Source organism: Burkholderia sp. KL41, assembly GCF_057005415.2.
On the sequence record NZ_CM174446.1, the window covers coordinates 2274130 to 2290767 of the forward strand.

Below are 16638 nucleotides of genomic sequence, written 5' to 3' on the forward strand. Positions count from 1 at the left end.
GGGAAAATGCGCTACGCCGCCGGGCGCGCGCCCGCGGACGTCACATGCGCGACGCCCGCTGCCTGCATCTGCTGCCATGCGTGGGCGAGCGACCCGTTCAGGTCGATCGCGCGACACGCATCGTTGATCACCGCGGCGTCGAAACCGGCCGCACGCGCGTCGAGCGCCGACCACGCGACGCAATAGTCGGTCGCGAGCCCGCAGCACCACACGCGCTTCGCGCCGAGCTCGCGCAGATAGCCCGCGAGCCCCGTGCGCGTCGTGCGATCCGCTTCGACGAACGCGGAATAGCTGTCGACCTGCGCGTCGCCGCCCTTGCGGATGACGAGCCGCGCATGCGGGATGTCGAGGTCGCGATGCAGCGCCGCGCCGTCGGTGTCCTGCACGCAGTGCACGGGCCACAGCACCTGCTCGCCGTACGGCAGCGCGAGCGTGGAGAACGGTTCGCGGCCCGGATGGTTCGCCGCGAACGACACGTGCTCGCGCGGGTGCCAGTCCTGCGTCAGCACGACCTGGTCGAAGCGCTGCGCCAGCGCGTTGATCACCGGCACGACCGCGTCGCCGTCGGGCACCGCGAGCGCGCCGCCCGGCATGAAGTCGTATTGCACGTCGATCACGAGCAGTACGTCGTCGGTGTGTCTCATTGCGTTTCTCCGGGTGTTCGTCGCGCCGCGATCCGGCGCGTCAGCCGTTGAACCCGCGGCCGGCCTTCGCGAGCTCGGCGATCGACGGCGCGAGCTGCCATGCGTCGCCGTTCGGCGCGGCCGCGTAGCGGCGAATCGCGCGCTCGACGTTGTAGAGGCCGACCACGTCCGCGTACAGCATCGGGCCGCCGCGCCACAGCGGGAAGCCATAGCCGGTCAGGTAGACCATGTCGATGTCGGACGCCTTCGACGCGATCTTCTCCTCGAGGATCTTCGCGCCTTCGTTCACCAGCGCGAACACGAGCCGCTCGACGATCTCGTCGTCGCCGATCTTGCGCCGCTCGACGCCGCGCTCCTTCGAATACGCGACGACCATCTCGTCGACGAGCGACGACGGCTTTGCCTTGCGCTCGCCCGGCACGTAGTCGTACCAGCCGGCGCCCGTCTTCTGGCCGAAGCGGCCCTGCTCGCACAAGCGGTCGGCGATCTTCGAGTACTGCAGGCCGGGCTGCTCGACATAGCGGCGCTTGCGGATCGCCCAGCCGATGTCGTTGCCGGCGAGGTCGCTCATCCGGAACGGGCCCATCGCGAAACCGAATTTCTCGATCGCGCGATCGACCTGCGCGGGCAGCGCGCCTTCCTCGAGCATGAAGAGCGCCTGGCGGATGTACTGCTCGATCATCCGGTTGCCGATGAAGCCGTCGCACACACCCGACACGACCGCCGTCTTGCGGATCTTCTTCGCCACGGCCATCACGGTGGCGAGCACGTCCTTCGCGGTCTGCGCGCCGCGCACGACCTCGAGCAGCTTCATCACGTTCGCCGGGCTGAAGAAATGCATGCCGACGACGTCCTGCGGACGCTTCGTGAATGCCGCGATCTTGTCGACGTCGAGCGTCGACGTGTTCGACGCGAGGATCGCGCCCGCCTTCGCGACTTCGTCGAGCTTCCTGAACACCTGCTCCTTCACGCCGAGTTCCTCGAACACGGCCTCGACGATCAGGTCGGCATCCTTCAGGTCGTCGTAGGACAGCGTCGGCGTGATCAGCGCCATGCGCGCGTCGAGCTTCTCCTGCGTGAGCTTGCCCTTCTTCACCTGCGCGTCGTAGTTCTTGCGGATCGTCGCGACGCCGCGCTCGAGCGCTTCCTGTTTCGTTTCGAGCAGCGTGACGGGCAGCCCTGCGTTCACGAAGTTCATCGCGATGCCGCCGCCCATCGTGCCCGCGCCGATCACGCCGACACGGCGAATCTCGCGCAGCGGCGTATCGGACGGCACGTCGGGAATCTTGCTCGCCGCGCGCTCACCGAAAAACGCGTGCCGCAGCGCGCGGCTTTCCGGCGTCATCATCAGCGCGACGAAACCCTCGCGCTCGGCGATGCTGCCCTTGTCGAAGCCGTGCAGCACGCCGGCCTCGATCGCGTCGATGCACTTGTGCGGCGCGGGGAAATTCGGTGCGGCGGCCCGGGCCGAGTTGCGCGCGAACTGGATGAAGCCCGCGGCGTTCGCGTGGACGATCTTGCGATCGCGCACGCGCGGATGCTGCCCCTTCTGCGCACCGGCCTTGCGCGCGAACGCGACGGCCGCGTCGAGCAGGTCGCCGTCGGCCATCTCGTCGAACAGCCCGCTCTTCGCGAGTTGCTCCGACGGCACGGGCGCGCCCGACACGATCATGTTCAGCGCGGTTTCGAGCCCCACCGCGCGCGGCAGGCGCTGCGTGCCGCCCGCGCCCGGCAGCAGGCCGAGCTTCACCTCGGGCAGCGCGACCTGCGCGCCGGGCGCCGCGACACGGTAATGCGCGCCGAGCGCGAGCTCGAGGCCGCCGCCCATCACGACGCTGTGCAGCGCCGCGACGACGGGCTTCGCGCTCGCCTCCACCGCGCGGATCACGGTGTGCAGCGTCGGCTCCTGGAGCGCCTTCGGCGTATTGAATTCGGTGATGTCGGCGCCGCCCGAGAATGCGCGTCCCGCGCCGGTCAGCACGATGGCCGTGACCGACGGGTCCTGCGCGGCGCGATCGAGCGCGTCCATGACGCCCTGACGGGTCGACAGGCCGAGCCCGTTGACGGGCGGATTGTTGAGCGTAAGGACGGCCACGCCGTCGCGAGTCGAGTAATCCACTGCCATCTGCCTGCCTCCATGCATCGCGCGCCGGGGTGGCTGCGCTTCATTGTGCGCGGTCGAACAGCCGCATGTCCGGTTGAACGCAGGCAGCATACAACGAAAAAGCACGGTCGTTCAATTTGATTTTTGTTCCCGATCCGGGGACGGATCGGGCGACCGTTTCGCGAGCCGCTTGCGGCCCGGGCGCAGACGTTACGGCTCGCGTTACGACTCGCCGACCGCCGTCGGCAACACGTAATCGCGGAATGTCTCGCGCAGCTTCAGCTTCTGCAGCTTGCCGGTCGCGGTGTGCGGCAGCGAGTCGACGAACACGACGTCGTCGGGAATCCACCATTTCGCGACCTTGCCTTCATAGAACGCGAGCAGCGCGTCACGGTTCAGGTTCGTCCCTTCGCGCGGCACCACGACGAGCAGCGGGCGCTCGGTCCATTTCGGGTGCGCACAGGCGATGCAGGCGGCCTCGGCCACGCCCGGGTGCGCGATCGCGACGTTCTCGATGTCGATCGAGCTGATCCACTCGCCGCCCGACTTGATCACGTCCTTGCTGCGGTCGGTGATCTGCAGGAAACCGTCGGGGTCGATCGTCGCGACGTCGCCGGTCGGGAACCAGCCGTCCGACAGCGGCGACGTATCGCCGCGAAAGTAGTGGTCGATCACCCACGGGCCGCGCACCTGCAGCTCGCCGAACGCGACGCCGTCCCAGGGCAGCTCGTGGCCGTCCTCGCCGACGATGCGCATGTCGACGCCGCAGATCACGCGCCCCTGCTTCTCGAGCAGCTTGCGCTGCGCGTCGAGCGGCCGCTGCGACTGCGCCCAGTTGAGCTTCGCGAGCGTGCCGAGCGGCGACAGTTCGGTCATCCCCCAGGCATGGATCACGCGCACGCCGTATTCGTCCTCGAAGGTGCGCAGCATCGCGGGCGGGCACGCGGAGCCGCCGATCACCGTGCGGTTCAGCGTCGAGAAGCGCACACCGGCCTCGCGCATGTAGTTGAGCAGGCCGAGCCACACGGTCGGCACGCCCGCGGAGAACGTCACGCGCTCGGCTTCCATCAGCTCGTACAGCGATTTCCCGTCGAGATCCTTGCCGGGCAGCACGAGCTTGCCGCCCGTGAGCGGCACCGCGTACGGCAGCCCCCACGCGTTGACGTGGAACATCGGCACGACGGGCAGCACCGCGTCCATCGCGGACAGGTTCATCGCGTCCGGCAACGCGGCGCCGTACGCGTGCAGCACGGTCGAGCGGTGCGAATACAGCACGCCCTTCGGGTTGCCGGTCGTGCCCGACGTGTAGCAGAGCCCCGACGCCTGCTGCTCGTCGAGGCGCGGCCAGTCGTAGCGGCCGTCCTCCGCTTCGACGAGCGTTTCGTAGCACAGGAACGGCGTCGTGCCGGACGGCAGGTGCGCGGCGTCCGTCATCGCGACCCAGCCCTTCACGTGCGGGCATTGCGGCGCGATCGCATCGACGAGCGGGGCGAAATTGAGGTCGAAGAAGACGTAGCGGTCTTCCGCGTGATTGACGATGTACGCGATCTGCTCGGGGAACAGGCGCGGGTTGATCGTGTGGCACACGGCACCCATGCCGCCGATCCCGTAATACGCTTCCAGATGCCGGTAGCCGTTCCACGCCAGCGTGCCGACGCGATCGCCGGTTTCGACGCCGAGCCGCGCGAGCGCCTGCGCCAGTTGCTTTGCGCGGCGTTCGCAATCGCGGTACGTGTAGCGATGCAGATCGCCTTCCACGCGCCTCGATACGATCTCCGTGTCGCCGGCATGTCGCGCGGCATGAGAAATCAGCGAGGACACCAGCAACGGCATGTCCATCATCTGGCCCAGCAACGGCTTACCCATCGTCTTGTTCTCCGTGAGGATGCGAATCGGTGACCAGCCTCTGCGGCGCGCCCGTCAGCGGCCCCGGACGGGCGTCGCGCATGGCGCGCGGGCCGCCATGCGGGCGGCGCGGCGCCGCCTTACAATATCGGCTTACCCAGAGGCGCTCAACATGTCGTTTTCCCGAAGCGCAGCCGATACGGCTGACACCCTCCCCGACCTCGCCGCCACGCTCGGCGCGCCCGCCGCCGGCGCGTTCGTCGCGCTCGGCGACGCGTTTCATACGCGGCTGCCGGCCGCGCCGCTTGCCGCGCCGTACGTCGTCGGCTTTTCCGGCGAAGTCGCGCACCTGCTCGACCTGCCGCCGTCGCTCGTCGCGCAGCCCGGCTTCGCCGAGCTGTTCGCCGGCAACCCGACACGCGACTGGCCCGCGCACGCGATGCCGTACGCATCGGTGTATTCCGGCCACCAGTTCGGCGTGTGGGCGGGCCAGCTCGGCGACGGCCGCGCGCTGACGATCGGCGAGCGCACCGGCACCGACGGCCGCCGCTACGAATTGCAGCTGAAAGGCAGCGGCCGCACGCCGTATTCGCGGATGGGCGACGGCCGCGCGGTGCTGCGCTCGTCGATCCGCGAATTCCTGTGCTCGGAAGCGATGCATCACCTCGGCATCCCGACCACGCGCGCCCTGACGGTGATCGGTTCCGACCAGCCGGTGGTGCGCGAGGAAATCGAGACGTCGGCCGTCGTCACGCGCGTGTCGGAGAGCTTCGTGCGCTTCGGCCACTTCGAACACTTCTTCTCGAACGATCGCCCCGACCTGCTGCGCCAGCTCGCCGATCACGTGATCGACCGCTTCTATCCGGATTGCCGCCACGCCGACGATCCGTACCTCGCGCTGCTCGAAGCCGCGACGCTGCGCACGGCGGATCTCGTCGCGCAGTGGCAGGCCGTCGGCTTCTGCCACGGCGTGATGAACACCGACAACATGTCGATCCTCGGCGTGACGATCGACTACGGCCCGTTCGGTTTCGTCGATGCGTTCGATGCGAACCACATCTGCAACCACTCGGATACGAACGGCCGCTATGCGTACCGGATGCAGCCGCGCATCGCGCACTGGAACTGCTACTGCCTCGCGCAGGCGCTGCTGCCGCTGATCGGGCTGCAGCACGGCATCGCCGACGACGATGCGCGCGCCGAGCGCGCGGTGGACGACGCGCAGGCCGTGCTCGCGAAATTCCCGGAACGTTTCGGCCCCGCGCTCGAGCGCGCGATGCGCGCGAAGCTCGGCCTCGAGCTCGAGCGCGAGAACGATGCCGACCTCGCGAACAAGCTGCTCGAGACGATGCATGCGAGCCACGCGGATTTCACGCTGACGTTCCGCCGGCTCGCACAGGTCTCGAAGCACGACGCGAGCCGCGACGCCCCCGTGCGCGACCTGTTCATCGACCGCGATGCGTTCGATGCGTGGGCGAACCTCTACCGCGCGCGGCTGTCCGAGGAAACGCGCGACGACGCGACACGCGCGGCCGCGATGAATCGCGCGAACCCGAAATACGTATTGCGCAACCATCTGGCCGAAGTCGCGATCCGGCGCGCGAAGGAAAAGGATTTTTCGGAGGTCGAGCGGCTCGCGCAGATCCTGCGCCGGCCGTTCGACGAACAACCGGAGCATGAAGCGTACGCGGCGTTGCCGCCCGACTGGGCCGGGTCGCTCGAAGTGAGCTGCTCGTCCTGAAGCCCGCAACCCGCGCGTATCGACAGACCGATCAGGAGAACCCCATGTCCCACGATTCCGACGACAAGACCTTCCCGTACCAGAAGGACGACGCCGAGCTGCGCCGGCGGCTCACGCCGATGCAGTACGAAGTCACGCAGCACGCGGCAACCGAGCGTGCGTTCACCGGCGAATACACCGACACCGAAGACGCCGGCATCTACAAGTGCGTCGTCTGCAGCACGCCATTGTTCGAATCCGGCTCCAAGTTCCATTCGGGCTGCGGCTGGCCCAGCTACTTCAAGCCGCTCAACGGCGAGGTGATCGACGAGAAGGTCGACTACTCGCACGGGATGGTGCGCGTCGAGGTCCGCTGCAACCACTGCGGCGCGCATCTCGGCCACGTCTTCGAGGACGGCCCGCGCGACAAGACCGGTTTGCGCTACTGCATCAATTCGGCTGCGTTAAACTTCGAGTCCCGACCCGAAAACGAATGAGCGGCGCCGGGCGGATCGGCGGGGCACCCCGCGCCGCCGCCCCGATCCGCTCCGGCGGTGCCTGGCGGGTCCCTACAACGGTGAAAGGCCGCGCAAGCGGCCTTTCACGCAGCTGCGAGCGCCATGAAATTCCTGTTCGATCTGTTTCCGATCATCCTGTTTTTTGCCGCCTTCAAGGTCTGGGGCATCTTTACCGCCACCGCCGTCGCGATCGTCGCGACGCTGGCCCAGGTCGCGTGGGTCGCCTTCCGGCACCGGAAGGTCGACACGATGCTGTGGGTCAGCCTGGGCGTGATCGTCGTTTTCGGTGGTGCCACCCTCGTCCTGCATGACGAGAAATTCATTCAATGGAAACCGACTGTGCTGTACTGGCTGTTTGCGATCGGGCTGCTCGCCGCGCGCTATGCGTTCGGCAACAACCTGATCGAAAAGATGATGGGCAAGCAGCTCACGCTGCCGCACCCCGTGTGGGACAAACTGAACGTCGCGTGGGCGCTGTTCTTCGCGGTGCTCGGCGTCGCGAACCTGTACGTGGTGCACAACTTCACCGAGTCGCAATGGGTGAACTTCAAGCTGTTCGGCACGACGGGCGCGATGGTCGTATTCATCATCCTGCAGAGCCTGTGGCTCACGAAATACCTGAAGGACGAGTGACATGACGGACGCCTTTCTCCACGCGTCGCCCGACGAACGCATCGCGCTGATCGAAGCGCGCCTCACCGCAGCGCTCGCCCCGCTGTCGCTCACCGTGCGCGACGACAGCGCGCAGCACGCGGGCCACGCCGGCGCGACCGCCGGCGGCCACTTCACGGTCACGATCGTGTCGGCCGCGTTCGCGGGCAAGCCGCGCGTCGCGCGGCACCGGCTGGTGTATGATGCGCTCGCTGATGCGATGCAGCGCGGCATTCACGCGCTCGCGATCGTGGCTTACACGCCCGAAGAATTCAACGAATCTTCAATCTAGTCTCATTAGGAATTCCCGATGATCCTGAAATCCCCCCGCCTGTGGGTCGCGGCGGCTGCTTTCGCAGCGGCACCGGCATTTGCCCAGAACATCGCCGTCGTCAACGGCACGCCGATTCCGAAGTCGCGCGCGGACGCGATGGTCGCCCAGCTCGTGCAGCAAGGCCAGACCGACAACGCGCAGCTGCAGCAGGCCGTGCGCCAGGAACTCGTGAACCGCGAAATCCTGATGCAGGAAGCAATCCGTGAAGGCATCCCGAACCGTCCGGACGTGAAGGCGCAGGTCGCCGTCGCGCAGCAGACCGTCGTGCTGCGCTCGATGATCGAGAGCTTCCTGAAGAAGAACCAGCCGACCGACGCCGAAGTGAAGGCGCGCTACGACGACCTCGTCAAGGGCGCCGGCGGCAACCGCGAATACCACCTGCACCACATCCTCGTCAGCGACGAGCAGCAGGCGAAGGACCTGATCGCGAAGATCAAGGCCGGCGCGAAGTTCGAGGATCTCGCGAAGCAGTTCTCGAAGGATCCGGGCTCGGGCAAGAACGGCGGCGATCTCGACTGGTCCGACCCGAAGGCGTACGTGCCGGAATTCGCGGCGGCCGCGCAGAAGCTGCAGAAAGGCCAGATGACCGACACGCCGGTGAAGACGCAGTTCGGCTGGCACATCATCCGCGTCGACGACATCCGCGACATCGCGCCGCCGCCGCTCGAGCAGGTGAAGGCGCAGATCGCGCAGCAGCTCGTGCAGCAGAAGCTGCAGGCGTTCGAGGAAGGTCTGCGTCAGCAGGCAAAGATCCAGTAACGCAGGCGCTCGCCGCTCGCGCATCGAAAAGCCGCTCCCCGGAGCGGCTTTTTTGTTGCCCGCAGGCTGGCCGCAAGCGCATCACGATGTGCGGCGTTCCCACCAAAGAAAAGGCCGCTCCGAAGAGCGGCCTTTGCCGTATGCCTGATCGGCTCGCGCCGCGGACTTACGCGGGATGGAACACGTCGTGATAGCGAACGTCGCCTGACGGCCGCGGCGCCGAGTCGTCGAGCGACAGCGCAAGGAAATACTCGGGCGGTACGCCCGGGAACACGATGTCGCCGGACGGCGCAAAGCCGAAACGCGTGTAGTACGCGGGCTCCCCGAGCAGGACGCAGCCGCGCGCACCGAGGCGGCGCAACGCGTCGAGCCCCGCGCGCACCAGCCCCGTGCCGATGCTCTGCCGCTGGCAGTCGGGCAGCACCGCGAGCGGCGCGAGCCCGTACCAGCCCTGGCTGCCGGGCGCCTCGCCGCCGATCGACACCGGCGAGAACGCGACGTGCCCGATCAGCCGGCCGTCGCGTTCCGCGACGAGCGAGACGCTCAACGCATCGTCCGCACGCAACGTATCGACGATCCGCCGTTCGAACTGCCCGCCTTCCGGCTCGCCCGCGAACGCGGCGACGATCACGCGGCCGATCGCGTCGGCCTCGCTCGCGCGCTCGTCGCGCAGCGTGACGACCTCGACCGGCGCGTTCGGATCGAACATCATCCCGATCAGCCGATCCAGCGGCGCGCGTTGCGGAACACGCGCATCCACGGGCTCGCTTCACCCCAGCTTTCCGGGTGCCAGCTCATCGCGACCGTACGATGCACGCGCTCCATGTGCGGCATCAGCACCGAGAAGCGGCCGTCGGCCGTCGTGACCGACGTGATGCCGGCCGGCGAGCCGTTCGGGTTGAACGGATAACGCTCGGTTGCTTCGCCGCGGTGGTCGACGAAACGCATCGCGACCGCGACGCGATCGATGTCGCCCTGTTGCGAGAAGTCCGCATAACCTTCGCCGTGCGCGACCGCGACCGGAATCCGCGAGCCTTCCATCCCCGCGAAGAAGATCGACGGCGATTTCTCGACTTCGACGAACGAGAAACGCGCCTCGAACTGCTCGGACTTGTTGCGCGTGAACTTCGGCCAGGCTTCCGCACCCGGGATCATCGACGAGATGCTCGACAGCATCTGGCAGCCGTTGCAGATGCCGAGCGCGAACGTGTCGGGACGCGCGAAGAACGCCGAGAACATGTCGGCGAGATTCGCGTTGAAGCGGATCGTCTTCGCCCAGCCTTCGCCCGCGCCCAGCACGTCGCCGTACGAGAAGCCGCCGCACGCGACCGCCCCCGCAAAATCGGCAAGATTCGCGCGGCCGGCCAGCAGGTCGCTCATGTGCACGTCGTGCGCATCGAAGCCCGCGCGGTCGAACGCGTAGGCCGTTTCAAGATGCGAGTTCACGCCCTGCTCGCGCAGGATCGCGACACGCGGCCGTGCGCCCGTCGCGATGAACGGCGCCGCGATGTCGTCGGCCGGATCGAAGCTCAGCACCGGCGAGATGCCCGGGTCGGCCACGTCCAGCAGCGCGTCGTATTCGGCATCCGCGCATGCGGGGTTGTCGCGCAGGCGCGCGATGCGCCAGCTTACTTCGCTCCACGCGCGATGGAGTTCGGCGCGCGGTGCGTCGAAAATCTTCTTCGCGTCGCGGTACACCTCGATCACGTCGCGATCGTTGACCGAGCCGATCACGTGCGAGCATGCCGACAGGCCGAACTCGCGCAGCGCGCCCAGCACCGCGTCACGGTCGGTCGCGCGCACCTGCACGACGGCGCCCAGTTCCTCGGAGAACAGCGCGCGCAGCGTGCGATCCTCGCGGCGGCCGCTCGTCTGCTTCGCCCAGTCCTTCGCGTCGCCGTAGTCGGATTCGTGATTCGGGTCGAGCGTCAGCATGTCGACGTTCAGCGACACGCCCGCGTGGCCCGCGAACGCCATTTCGCACACCGTCGCCCACAGGCCGCCGTCCGAGCGATCGTGGTACGCGAGCAGCTTGTCTTGCGCATTGAGCGACTGGATCGCGTTGAAGAAACGCTTCAGGTCTTCCGCATCGTCGACGTCCGGCGTCGTGTCGCCGACCTGCTGCGTGACCTGCGCGAAGATGCTGCCGCCCATCCGGTTCTTGCCGCGGCCGAGATCGATCGCGATCAGCACGCTGTCGCCCGCATCGGCGATGCGGCGCAGTTGCGGCGTCAGGTGACGGCGCACGTCCTCGACCGGCGCGAACGCGGAGATGATCAGCGACACCGGCGACACCACTTCCTTCGCGACGCCCTGCTCGTCCCACTTCGTCTTCATCGACAGCGAGTCCTTGCCGACCGGGATGCCGATCCCGAGTGCCGGGCACAGCTCCATGCCGATCGCCTTGACCGTGTCGAACAGCGCGGCGTCCTCGCCGGCCGTGCCGCACGCGGCCATCCAGTTCGCCGACAGCTTCAGCTTGTCGAGCGACGCGATCGGCGCGCTCGCGATGTTCGTGATCGCCTCGCCGACCGCCATGCGGCCCGATGCGGGCGCGTCGATCACCGCGAGCGGCGTGCGCTCGGCCATCGTCATCGCCTCGCCCTTGAAACCCGCGTAGTCGAGCGCGGTGACCGCGCAGTCGGCCACCGGCACCTGCCACGGGCCGACCATCTGGTCGCGCACCGACGTGCCGCCGACCGAACGGTCGCCGATCGTGATCAGGAACGACTTGCTGCCGACCGTCGGGTGCTTCAGCACGTCGATCGCGACTTCCGACAGCGCGATGCCCGTCACGTCGACCGGCGCGCGTTCGGTCGTCACGCGCGTGACGTCGCGATGCATGCGCGGCGGCTTGCCGAGCAGCACTTCCATCGGCATGTCGACCGGGTATTCGTCGGCGCCCGTCGCTTCGTCGTCGACGAGCTTCAGCTGGCGTTCGTCGGTCGCGACGCCGACCACCGCGAACGGGCAGCGCTCACGCGCGCAGATCGCCTCGAAACGCGGCAGGTCGGCCGGCGCGATCGCCAGCACGTAGCGCTCCTGCGCTTCGTTCGACCAGATTTCGCGCGGCGACAGGCCCGATTCCTCGAGCGCGACCTTGCGCAGCTCGAAGCGCGCACCCTTGCCCGCGCCGTCGACGATCTCGGGGAACGCATTCGACAGGCCGCCCGCGCCGACGTCGTGGATGCTCAGGATCGGGTTTTCCGCGCCGAGCTGCCAGCAGCCGTTGATCACTTCCTGCGCGCGACGTTCGATTTCCGGGTTGCCGCGCTGCACCGAGTCGAAGTCGAGTTCGGCCGTGTTCGCGCCGGTCGCCATCGAGCTCGCGGCGCCGCCGCCCATCCCGATCCGCATGCCGGGGCCGCCGATCTGGATCAGCAGCGAGCCGGCCGGCACGTCGTGCTTGTGCGTATGCTGATCCGCGATGTTGCCGAGGCCGCCCGCGATCATGATCGGCTTGTGATAACCATGCACCTTCCCGCCGACGTTCTGCTCGTACACGCGGAAGTAGCCGCCGAGGTTCGGGCGGCCGAATTCGTTGTTGAACGCGGCGCCGCCGAGCGGGCCGTCGATCATGATCTGCAGCGGCGACGCGATGCGATCCGGACGGCCGTACGGGCCGTACGCGTCGTTGGGGTTGCGCTCGCCGACCGGCTGCGCGGCGTCGCGCGCGTTTTCCCACGGCTGGCGGGCGTCCGGCAGGTCGAGGTTCGACACGGTGAAGCCCGTCAGGCCGGCCTTCGGACGCGCGCCGCGGCCCGTCGCGCCTTCGTCGCGGATCTCGCCGCCCGCGCCGGTCGCCGCACCCGGGAACGGCGAGATCGCCGTCGGGTGGTTGTGCGTCTCGACCTTCATCAGCGTGTGCGTGAGCTCGGTGTGGCGGCCGTAGCGCTCGCCCGGCTCGCCGGCCGCGCCTGCGTTGCGCGGGAACCAGCGTTCGGCTTCGGCGCCGACCATGATCGACGAGTTGTCCGAATAGGCGACGATCGTGCCCTGCGGGCTCAGCTTCTCGGTGTTGCGGATCATCGCGAACAGCGACATGTCCTGGGCTTCGCCGTCGATCGTCCACTGCGCGTTGAAGATCTTGTGGCGGCAGTGTTCGCTGTTCGCCTGCGCGAACATCATCAGTTCCACGTCGGTCGGGTTGCGTTCGAGCTTGCGGAACGCGTCGACCAGGTAGTCGATCTCGTCGTCGGCGAGCGCGAGGCCCAGCTCGACGTTCGCGCGCTCGAGCGCGCCGCGGCCGATACCCAGCACGTCGACGGTCGCGAGCGGCTTGGCCGGCAGTTCGTCGAACAGGTGCTGCGCGTCGTCGCGCGCCGCGACCACGCTTTCGGTCATCCGGTCATGCAGCGCGGCCGCGACGGCCGCGCGCGCGTCGTCCGACAGCGCCTTCTTGCCGCCGAGCAGGCCCGACTTCAGCGTGACCGTGAATTCGACGCCGCGCTCGATGCGGCGTACGTGCGTGAGGCCGCAGTGCTGGGCGATGTCGGTCGCCTTGCTCGCCCACGGCGAAACCGTGCCGAAACGCGGCAGCACGACGAAGGTCTCGGTCGTGCCCTTCTCGGCCGCCGGCTCGAACGGCGCGCCGTAGTGCATCAGCGCGTCGATGCGCGCGCTGTCGTCGGCCGACAGCGGCTCGGCCGCATTGACGAAGTGCAGGAACTGCCCGCGCACCGCGACGATGTTGGCGTCGATTTGCCTGAGCGTGTCGAGCAGACGGGTTTGACGGAAATCGGAGAGGGCCGAAGCGCCGGGAAAACACGAGAAGTGAGCCATGGGCTGGACTGACGTCGATGAGTCGCGCGAGGTGGCGACGTGGGGCGAAAGGAAGGCCGTAATTATACCCGGAAGTCGGTCGCCCAAGACCGGCCGATCGGCAACCCGCATGCACCGCATCGGTGCCGCGATGTCCACCGCGCACGGCCTGCCCGCCGGGCCGCCCCGCGCGGGCGCGGCAGCCGGCGGCCGCGGCCCAGCGGCACGGCCCGTGCCACCGCGGCGCCGGCTCCCGCGATTTTGGCGCTATCATTCCGGGTTCACCGGGCCCGGGCCCTCAGCGAATTCTCACCGGGCAGCGCCTGCGCGCCGCCCGTCATCGAAGCAATCCATGGATGTCATCGTCATCGGCGGCGGAATCAGCGGCGTCGCCACCGCCTACCAGTTGCGCGCGGCCGGCCATCGCGTATGCGTGGTCGAACGCCACGCGACCGTCGCGCAGGGTGCGACCTACGGCGACGGCGGCGCGCTGCTGCCGAGCCCGCTCGACGTCTGGTTCGGCCCGACCTTCATGCGCCAGCGCCAGCCGCGCGACAGCGGCATCGTCTACAAGCCCGGCTTCAACGGCGGCGTGCGGCGCTTCGTCAAGCAGCTCGGCAGGCTGCGCGAGCCCGACGCGTTCGCCGCGCAGTACACGCGGCTGCGCCCGCTGATCGACGCGTCGCGCGACGCGCTCGCCGACATCGAGACGCGCCTCGAGCTCGAGTTCGAGCAGAAGCCCGGCATCCTGCACGTCGTGCGCGATCCGCGCGACTGGGAAGCGATGCAGCCCGCGCTCGACCTGCTGCGCACGCTCGACCAGCCGTACCGCCTGCTCTCCGCAGACGAATGCGCGGCACTCGAGCCGTCGGTGCCGGCCGAGCCCGGTTTCGCCGGCGGCGTGCTGCTCGAGACCGAGCGCACCGGGAATTGCCCGCTGTTCGCGAAACTGGTCAAGCAGACGCTCGACGAACACGGCGTGCAGTTCCGCTTCGGCGCGGAAGTCGCCGCGATCCGCGTCGACAACGGCCGCGCCGCGGTCGAGCTCGTCCCGCCCGGCGACCGCCGCGCTTCGAACGCCCGCGACGTCGACGTGATTTCCGCCGATGCGATCGTGGTCGCCGCCGGCGCCGGCAGCCTGCCGCTGCTCGACCGCCTCGGCTGGCGCCTGCCGCTGCACCCGGTGCGGGTCCACGCGCTGACCGCGCCGGTCGCCTACGAAGAACATGCGCCGCACCTGAACGTCATCGATTCGATCAAGCGCATCTCGATCACGCGCACCCACCAGCGGCTGCGCGTCGGCGGCGGCGCCGTGCTGCAGAGCCTGCCCGACACCGCGAAGCCGCTCGCCGAGCCGCTGTCCGAGGCCGCGCTCGCGTTGCTCGGCCAGGCCGTCCACGACTGGGTGCCCGGTGCCGCGAGGATCTCGGCCGCGCTGTCCTGGCAAGGTACGCAACTGCTGTCGCCGGACGGTCTGCCGGTCGTCGGTCCGACCCCGCATCCGCGCGTATTCGTCAATTTCGGGCATGGCCCGGCCGGCTGGGGGCTCGCATGCGGGTCTGCTAAAGTGGTGACCGACTACCTGGGCGGCGACGTGCAGCACTGGCGCGCCGACACGCTCGCCGCGCTAAGCGCCGGGCGCTTCACGACCTGACCGCCGCGGGCCCGTCCCCGGCGGCCGCCTTGCCAGCCGCCGCGACCCGGCGATGACCCCGCGATGACCGTTACCCTTCCGCTTCCCGATTCCGCTCCGATCGCGCTGCTGCGCGTCGCCGACCTGCGCACGGCCGAAGCCGACGCAGCCGCGGCGCTGCCGCCGCATACGCTGATGGGTCGCGCAGGCGCCGCCGCCGCGCGCTGGCTGTCCGAACGCGCGGCCGGCGACGACCGCCCCGTCTGGTTCGCGGTCGGCCCGGGCAACAACGGCGGCGACGCGCTCGTTGCCGCCGCGCACCTGCAGCAGCTCGGCGTCGCGACCCAGGCGTGGATGCCGGTGCCGGTGAAGCCCGACGACGCGCAATGGGCGCTCGGCCTCGCGCGCGCCGCCGGCGTGCCGCTGTCGGCCACGCCGCCTGCTTCGCTGGACGGCTATGCGTGGGTGGTCGACGGACTGTTCGGCATCGGTCTCGGCCGCGCGCTCGACGGCGCGTTCGCCGAGCAGGCCGCGCGCATCGCCGCGCATGCGCGCAGCGGCGGCCGCGTGCTTGCGCTGGATGTGCCGAGCGGCCTCGACAGCGATACGGGCCAGATCGTCGGCGCGGGCGTCGCCGTCGCCGCCACCCATACGCTCACTTTCATCGGCGCGAAGCCGGGCCTCTACACGGGCGAAGGCCGGGATCTTGCCGGCGCGATCGACGTCGAATCGCTCGACGTCGCGCCACCCGCCGCGCCGGCCATCGTACTGAACGCGCCCGCGCGGTTCGCCGCCGCCCTGCCCGCGCGCGCATTCGCATCCCACAAGGGCACATACGGCAGCCTCGCGGTACTCGGCGGCGACACCGGCATGTGCGGCGCGCCGATCCTGGCCGCCCGCGCCGCGCTGTTCGCCGGTGCCGGCAAGGTGCATGTCGGCTTCCTCGGCACCGGCGCGCCGCCGTACGATCCGCCGTTTCCCGAACTGATGCTGCACGCGGCCGACACCCTCGACCTTGGCGCGATGACCGCCATCGCCGCAGGCTGCGGGCTGGGCACGCGCGAGGCCGCGGCGACGCTCGTGCGCGACGTGCTTGCCCACGACGCCGCGACGCTGCTCGATGCCGACGCGCTGAACCTCGTCGCGACGCACGCGGATCTCGCGGCCGCCGTCGCCACGCGCGGTGCGCGCGGTTATCCGTGCGTGCTGACGCCGCATCCGCTCGAGGCCGCGCGGCTGCTCGGCTGCGACACGGCGGCGATTCAGCGCGACCGCCTCGCGGCCGCGCAGGCGCTCGCGTCACGTTATGGGGCCATCGTCGTGCTGAAAGGCTCGGGCACGGTGATCGCGGCGCCCGACGGCCGCATGACGATCAACCCGACCGGCAACGCGGCGCTCGCCACGGGCGGCACCGGCGACGTGCTCGGCGGCCTGATCGGCGCGCTGCTCGCGCAACGCGTCGCGCCGTACGAAGCGGCGCTGGCAGGCGTCTACCTGCACGGCCTCGCGGCCGACACGCTGACCGCGAACGGAACCGGCCCGGCCGGACTCACGGCAGGCGAACTCGCGCCGATGGTGCGCACGCTGGTCAATCGCCTTTTTTATGCGTCGCCGCGCGCCGGCACATAACGCCGCTATACTGACTGCCCCGCCGCACGGCGGGCCCTCT

Annotated in this window: 12 protein-coding genes; 7 read left to right on the forward strand and 5 right to left on the reverse strand. The window is 69.1% G+C overall.

The window, feature by feature from the left end:
- Positions 1-11: 11 nt before the first annotated feature.
- The 3 genes from pncA to PQB87_RS10630 all read right to left on the reverse strand — a co-directional run bounded on the left by pncA (position 12) and on the right by PQB87_RS10630 (position 4614).
- Positions 12-644, reverse strand: a complete 633-nt coding sequence (gene pncA, locus PQB87_RS10620; RefSeq protein WP_060067674.1) for a bifunctional nicotinamidase/pyrazinamidase — start codon at positions 642-644, stop codon at positions 12-14.
- Positions 645-684: 40 nt separating this feature from the next.
- Positions 685-2769, reverse strand: a complete 2085-nt coding sequence (locus tag PQB87_RS10625) for a 3-hydroxyacyl-CoA dehydrogenase NAD-binding domain-containing protein (protein ID WP_489241672.1) — start codon at positions 2767-2769, stop codon at positions 685-687.
- A 201-nt stretch (positions 2770-2970) separates the two neighbouring features.
- Positions 2971-4614 (reverse strand): 3-(methylthio)propionyl-CoA ligase, encoded by a 1644-nt coding sequence (locus PQB87_RS10630; RefSeq protein WP_059553271.1) that lies wholly within the window; start codon positions 4612-4614, stop codon positions 2971-2973.
- 151 nt (positions 4615-4765) lie between these two features.
- Between PQB87_RS10630 and PQB87_RS10635 the strand changes: the two genes are divergently transcribed.
- From PQB87_RS10635 to PQB87_RS10655, 5 genes are all read left to right on the forward strand, one after another.
- Entirely contained in the window at positions 4766-6334 is a 1569-nt protein-coding gene (locus PQB87_RS10635) for a protein adenylyltransferase SelO (protein WP_174413445.1), read from the forward strand.
- A 44-nt stretch (positions 6335-6378) separates the two neighbouring features.
- A complete protein-coding gene (gene msrB, locus PQB87_RS10640) occupies positions 6379-6810 on the forward strand; it encodes a peptide-methionine (R)-S-oxide reductase MsrB (protein WP_021163396.1) in 432 nt (143 codons plus the stop codon).
- A gap of 123 nt (positions 6811-6933) precedes the next feature.
- The gene (locus PQB87_RS10645; protein ID WP_011352350.1) at positions 6934-7464 is read left to right on the forward strand and encodes a septation protein A; all 531 of its coding nucleotides are present in this window, start codon (positions 6934-6936) and stop codon (positions 7462-7464) included.
- 1 nt (position 7465) lies between these two features.
- The gene (locus PQB87_RS10650; RefSeq protein ID WP_489241676.1) at positions 7466-7774 is read left to right on the forward strand and encodes a BolA family protein; all 309 of its coding nucleotides are present in this window, start codon (positions 7466-7468) and stop codon (positions 7772-7774) included.
- 18 nt (positions 7775-7792) lie between these two features.
- A complete protein-coding gene (locus PQB87_RS10655; protein ID WP_048021011.1) occupies positions 7793-8575 on the forward strand; it encodes a peptidylprolyl isomerase in 783 nt (260 codons plus the stop codon).
- A 166-nt stretch (positions 8576-8741) separates the two neighbouring features.
- Here PQB87_RS10655 and PQB87_RS10660 read toward each other — a convergent pair whose 3' ends face one another.
- Positions 8742-9287 (reverse strand): GNAT family N-acetyltransferase, encoded by a 546-nt coding sequence (locus tag PQB87_RS10660; protein ID WP_059687433.1) that lies wholly within the window; start codon positions 9285-9287, stop codon positions 8742-8744.
- Positions 9288-9292: 5 nt separating this feature from the next.
- Positions 9293-13357, reverse strand: coding sequence for a phosphoribosylformylglycinamidine synthase (purL, locus tag PQB87_RS10665; protein ID WP_489241679.1), 4065 nt, complete (start codon positions 13355-13357; stop codon positions 9293-9295).
- A gap of 331 nt (positions 13358-13688) precedes the next feature.
- Here purL and PQB87_RS10670 point away from each other — a divergent pair, with 331 nt between their 5' ends.
- Positions 13689-14990, forward strand: coding sequence for an FAD-dependent oxidoreductase (locus PQB87_RS10670; protein ID WP_060067682.1), 1302 nt, complete (start codon positions 13689-13691; stop codon positions 14988-14990).
- 63 nt (positions 14991-15053) lie between these two features.
- Positions 15054-16598, forward strand: coding sequence for an NAD(P)H-hydrate dehydratase (locus tag PQB87_RS10675; protein ID WP_489241681.1), 1545 nt, complete (start codon positions 15054-15056; stop codon positions 16596-16598).
- Positions 16599-16638: the final 40 nt, after the last annotated feature.